Annotated in this window: 4 protein-coding genes; all 4 read right to left on the reverse strand. The window is 73.6% G+C overall.

Translation table 11 applies throughout. The annotated features are described in order from the left end of the window. Positions 1-144: 144 nt before the first annotated feature. A complete protein-coding gene (locus tag ABT299_RS52165) occupies positions 145-345 on the reverse strand; it encodes a hypothetical protein (protein WP_190861575.1) in 201 nt (66 codons plus the stop codon). A 60-nt stretch (positions 346-405) separates the two neighbouring features. After that, positions 406-1,350 carry an NADP-dependent oxidoreductase gene (locus tag ABT299_RS52170; RefSeq protein WP_190861573.1) on the reverse strand — a complete coding sequence of 315 codons (945 nt, stop codon included), beginning with the start codon at positions 1,348-1,350 and terminating at the stop codon, positions 406-408. A gap of 87 nt (positions 1,351-1,437) precedes the next feature. Beyond that, positions 1,438-3,828 (reverse strand): transglycosylase domain-containing protein, encoded by a 2,391-nt coding sequence (locus ABT299_RS52175; RefSeq protein ID WP_500255413.1) that lies wholly within the window; start codon positions 3,826-3,828, stop codon positions 1,438-1,440. Between the two features lie 70 nt (positions 3,829-3,898). Beyond that, on the reverse strand, positions 3,899-4,873 hold the full coding sequence (locus ABT299_RS52180) for a nucleoside triphosphate pyrophosphohydrolase (RefSeq protein WP_190861571.1): 975 nt from the start codon (positions 4,871-4,873) through the stop codon (positions 3,899-3,901). Positions 4,874-5,023: the final 150 nt, after the last annotated feature.

Consider the following 5,023-nt stretch of genomic DNA (forward strand, 5'->3'; position numbering starts at 1 on the left):
TCGCCAGGAGGTCCTCGTCCATTTCAAGCTCATCGAACCGTGTCGCCGTCACCAACGTCCATGGTCACTACATCTAGCGGAGCGGGAAACAGCCTCCCGGCCGTGACGGGGGTTCCAGGGGGTCGCCCCCCTGGGCAAGCAGGGCTAGCCCAACTCGTCCTGGAGGCGGCGGCGTTCGTTCTCCAGGGCTTCGATCTGGCCGGCGAGCTCCTCGCGGGCGGCGAGGTTCTGGCCGCCGTCGACGAAGTCGGTGGCGTCCGCCGACGGGGCGGGCAGCTCGGCGCGGAGCCGGGAGATGTTCGCGTCGAGGTCGCGGATCCGGGCGCGCTTCTCGTCGTCGTTCATGTCTGTCTCCTCACGGGGGTCTGTTCCGTGCTGCATGCCCGGACGGGCGCCGTGATCACCTCAGATCCGGATCACCGTCTTGCCGCGGGCGCCTCCGGCGCGGTTGTCGGCGAGCGCGTCGCCCGCCGCTTCCAGCGGGACCTCGCGCTCGATCATCACCCGCAGCTCGCCCGCGTCGATGAGGTCGGAGAGCCGGTCCAGCAGTTCGGCGGACGGCGCGCCGACGTGGTTGACGCCGCGGTACCCCTGGGCCTCCATGGCGTCGGGGTTCACCGCCCAGGTCGTGCTGACGTAGGTGCCGCCGGGCCGCAGGAGCTGCGCGAGGCGCTCGGTGCCCTGGGTGTCGCTGGCCACGTCGAGGATCGCGTCGATGCCGTCGCCGTGCACGCGGAGCACCTGGTCGTTCAGGTCGCCCTGGGAGTGGTCGACGGTCTCGTCGGCGCCGAGGCGGCGGATCGTGCCCGCCATGTCGTCGCGGGCCGTGGCGATCACCTTGGCGCCGGTGAGCGCGGCGAGCTGCACGAGGGCCTGGCCGACGCCGCCGGTGGCGCCGACGACGAGGACGGTCTGCCCGGTGTCGACGTCCGCCTCGTCCACCATCGCCATCGCGGTGCCGCACGCCGTCGGCACCGCGGCGGCCTGCGTGTAGATCATCCCGGCGGGCATCCGGGTGACGGGGCCGTCCTCGGAGGCCAGCGCGTACTCGGCGTAGCTGCCGATGCCGCGCTCGACGTCGCGGAACATGCCGTAGACCTGCTCGCCGTGCCGCAGCCGGGTGACGCCCTCGCCGACGGCCTCGACGACGCCGGCGCCGTCCTGGCCGAGGATCAGCGGGAAGCGGGCCTCCAGGGCGTCCTTCAGCATCCCGTCGGCGATCTTCCAGTCGACCGGGTTGAGGCCCGCGGCGATCATCTTGACGAGAATCTCGCCGGGGCCGGGCTCCGGGCGCGGCAGGTGCGTGGGCGCCGGTGTGGCGCCGTATTCGGACACGGCGATGGCTCGCATGACGATCGTCCCCCCCGATGGACCAGTACTGGGATCACCCCGTCGGATGATCTACCCCGGTACCCGACGATCACACAGGTGCGCAGGTCAGCGCGGGATTCCGTGGCGCGGGCCGCCGGCCTCGGCGCGGCGCTTGGGGCCGCCGCCGCCCTTGCTCGGGCGCAGCGTGATCGTGTCGCCGGGCCGCGCCGACGACGGGGAGACCTGCGCGACGGTCCCCTTGGGGTAGTCGGACTTCACCGCGCCGCCGATCCGGACGGTGAACCCGGCGCCGCGCAGTTTCGCGGCGGCGTCCGCGACCTTCATCCCGCGGACGTCGGGCAGCCTGGCGCTCTCCTCGCCCGTCCCCTTGCTGAAGAAGTGCGACGGGGGCCGGACGAACGACGACGCGGGCGTGCCGGCCAGCGCGCCGGCCATGCTCTGCTGCCAGATCGGCGCGGGGATCGTCGCGCCGTAGACGGGGCCGTAGCAGCGGCCGTCCATGCACAGGTCCGACATGGGGTGCTGGTAGCCGCCGCGCGGGTCGCCGACCCAGACGGCGGCGGCCAGGTCCGGGGTGTAGCCGGCGAACCAGGCGGCGGAGAAGTCGTCGACGGTCCCGGTCTTGCCGGCGGCGGGGCGCCCGATGCCCTGGCCGGCGGCGGTGCCCTTGGTGAGCACGCCGCGCAGCACGTAGTTGACGGCGTCGGCGGTCTCCTTGTCCATGGCCTGCTCGCAGTGCGCGCTCGGCACCTTGAGGCGGTGCCCGGACGCGTCGGTGATCTGCGTGATCGCGATCGGCGAGCAGTACCGGCCGCGCGCTCCGAACGCGGCGTAGGCGGCGGCGAGCCGGACGGGCGAGACGGGGTTGATGCCGAGCGTGAACGACGGGTACTGCTGCAGCGGCTTGCCGGTGGCCTGCTTCATGCCGAGCTTCTCGGCCATCTTGACGGTGGGGCAGAGCCCGACCTTCTTCTCCAGCGCGAGGAAGAAGGTGTTCACCGAGTGCTGGGTGCCGGTGACGATGCTGAACGGCTTGCCGCCCTCGCCGTCGCCCGCGTTGTGCAGCGAGGCGCCGGGGTCGCCGACCCGGCGGCCCTTGCAGTCGCGGTAGCCGACCGGGGTGTACTCCTTCGGCGCCATCAGCCGGGTGCCGAACGGCAGGCCCTGGTCGAGGGCGGCGGCCAGGGTGAACGCCTTGAACGTCGACCCGGCCTGCATCCCGATGCTGGAGCCGTGGTCGGCGTCCGCGGCGAAGTTGATCCAGGTCTTGCCGCGCACCTTGTCCGAGCCGAGCCTGCGGTCGACGGCCATCGCCGTGATCCGGCCGGTGCCGGGCTCCACCATCGCCTCGGCGGCGGCCTTGTGCGCCGAGTTCTTCGCCGGGACGTGCGCGTCGACGGCGCGCTGCGCGGCCTTCTGCGCCCGCCGGTCCAGGGTGGTGCGGATGGTGAGGCCGCCGCGCTTCAGCAGCTTCTCGCGGTCGCCGGACGTCTTGCCGAACACCGGGTTCGCGAGGATCTCCCGCTGCACGTAGTCGCAGAAGAACGGCGCCGAGCTGGTGACGCAGCCGCTCTTGACGTCCTGGACGTGCAGCCGGACCGGCTGCCGTTCGGTCGCGGCGGCGGTGGCCTGGTCGATGTAGCCGAGGTCGGCCATCCGCCGCAGGACGGTGTCGCGGCGCTTGCGGGCCGCCTCCGGGTGCCGTGTCGGGTCGTAGGCGAACGGGTACCGGACGACCCCGGCGAGCAGCGCCGACTCGGCGAGGTTCAGCTGGGAGGCGTGCTTGGAGAAGTACCGGCGGGACGCGGCCTCGATGCCGTAGGCGCCGGCGCCGTAGTAGGCGATGTTGAGGTAGCGGCGCAGGATCTCGTCCTTGGAGTAGCGCTTCTCCAGCGCCACCGCGTACCGCAGCTCGCGGATCTTCCGGGCCGCCGAGATCTCCTTGGCGGCGTCGCGCTCGGCGGCCGAGTCGGCCTGGGTGAGCAGCAGGTTCTTCACGTACTGCTGGGTGATGCCGGAGCCGCCCTGGGTGACCTCGCCGTTGCCGAGGTCGCTGACGAGCGCGCGCAGCGTGCCCTGCGCGTCGATGGCGCCGTGCTCGTAGAAGCGGCTGTCCTCGATCGCCACGACCGCCTTGCGGGCCACGGGCGCGATCCTGGCGAGCGGGACGTCCACCCGGTTCTGGTAGAAGAACGTCGCGAGCGTGGAGCCGTCGGCGGCGAGGATCCGGGACCGCTGCGGCACGCCGGAGGTGTCGAGGTCGGCGGGGACGCTGTCGAACCAGCGCGCCGAGTCGCGCGCGTTGACCCCGGCCGTGCAGGCCGTCGGCAGGACCATGAGCGCGACGAGCACCCCGGAGACGCCGCCGAGCACGCCCAGGCCGCGCAGCGCGCGCAACTTCTGGGCCGGCGTGGTGGAGGAGGTCAGCAGCCGCCGGCGACGGCGCACCGGTGACCGGTCCCCGTTCCCGCCGCCGTCCTCGGCCCCGTTCGGCACGCGCTCACTGTAGACGGGCGACTTCCGGCGGACCACCCCATCGGCGATGTTCCGCCCGCGATGCCCCGAATCAGTCGTGCGCCCGCCGCCGCTCCCACGCTCTGACACGATCGCGGAATACCCGGGATACGGCCCGCAACTCCGCTTCGGCGTCGAGTCCGCGATCAGCGGCCTCCCGAACCAGGGCGAACAGCCGTATTCCCAGGTCGTTCCCGGTGTCGGCGGCGGTCGGGGCCAGCTCGCCAGGAGCGCCCGCGCGGCCGGCGCGGCGCTGCAGCTGCGCCGCCAGCGACAGCGCCGGCTGGCCCATCGGGACGCCGTCCAGCGCGGACGCGTCCGCGCCGCTCTTCGCCGCCCGCTCGGCCGCCTTGATCTGCTCCCAGTTGGCGTTGACCTCGTCGGCGCCCGCCACCGCCACGTCCGCGAACACGTGCGGATGCCGCCGGACGAGCTTGTCGACGATCCCGGCGGCGACGTCGTCGATGGTGAACGCGGTGTCGTCGGTGCGCTCGGCGGCCACCTCGGAGTGGAACGCCACCTGCATCAGCACGTCGCCGAGCTCCTCGCGCAGCGCGCCGTAGTCGCCGTTCTCGATGGTGTCGAGCACCTCGTAGGACTCTTCGAGCAGGTACGGGACGAGCGTCTCGTGCGTCTGCTCCCGGTCCCACGGGCACTCGCGCCGCAGCCGCTCCATCACCGCGACCAGGTCGAGCAGCCGCGCGCCGGGCAGGTCGTAGGAGCCGTGCAGCACCTCGACGTCCAGCGGGTCGCCGACGACGAGGGCGCCGACCGCGCGCATCAGGTCCTCGTCGCCCTCGGGCGCCGCGATCCACACGACGTCGGCCTCCCGCGCGGCGGCGACGAGCGCGGCCGGGTCCGGGACGGCGGTCTCCTCGGCGGTCACGCCGGCGTCGCGCAGGTACGGCAGGAGCGGATGGCCGGGGCGCGCGAGCACCCGCCCCGCCGACCGCAGCGCGTCCCACGCCTTCCAGGTCAGCAGGCCGGGCGCGACCCGGTGCGTGGTCGCCAGCAGCGTCAGGCTCATGCGCGCGTCCCCCGCCGGAGGACCCCCCGGTCCGCTCCGCTCATGCGAGCCGCCTGGGGGGGGGGGGGGCCCCCCCCCCCCCCCGGGGGGGGGGGGGGGGGGGGGGGGGCGCCCGGTAAGCGGCCCCGCCGGGGTTAAACACCGGGGCCG

Origin of the sequence: Spirillospora sp. NPDC000708, assembly GCF_040299565.1 — a bacterium.
In the GTDB taxonomy this organism is placed as follows: Bacteria; Actinomycetota; Actinomycetes; order Streptosporangiales; family Streptosporangiaceae; genus Spirillospora.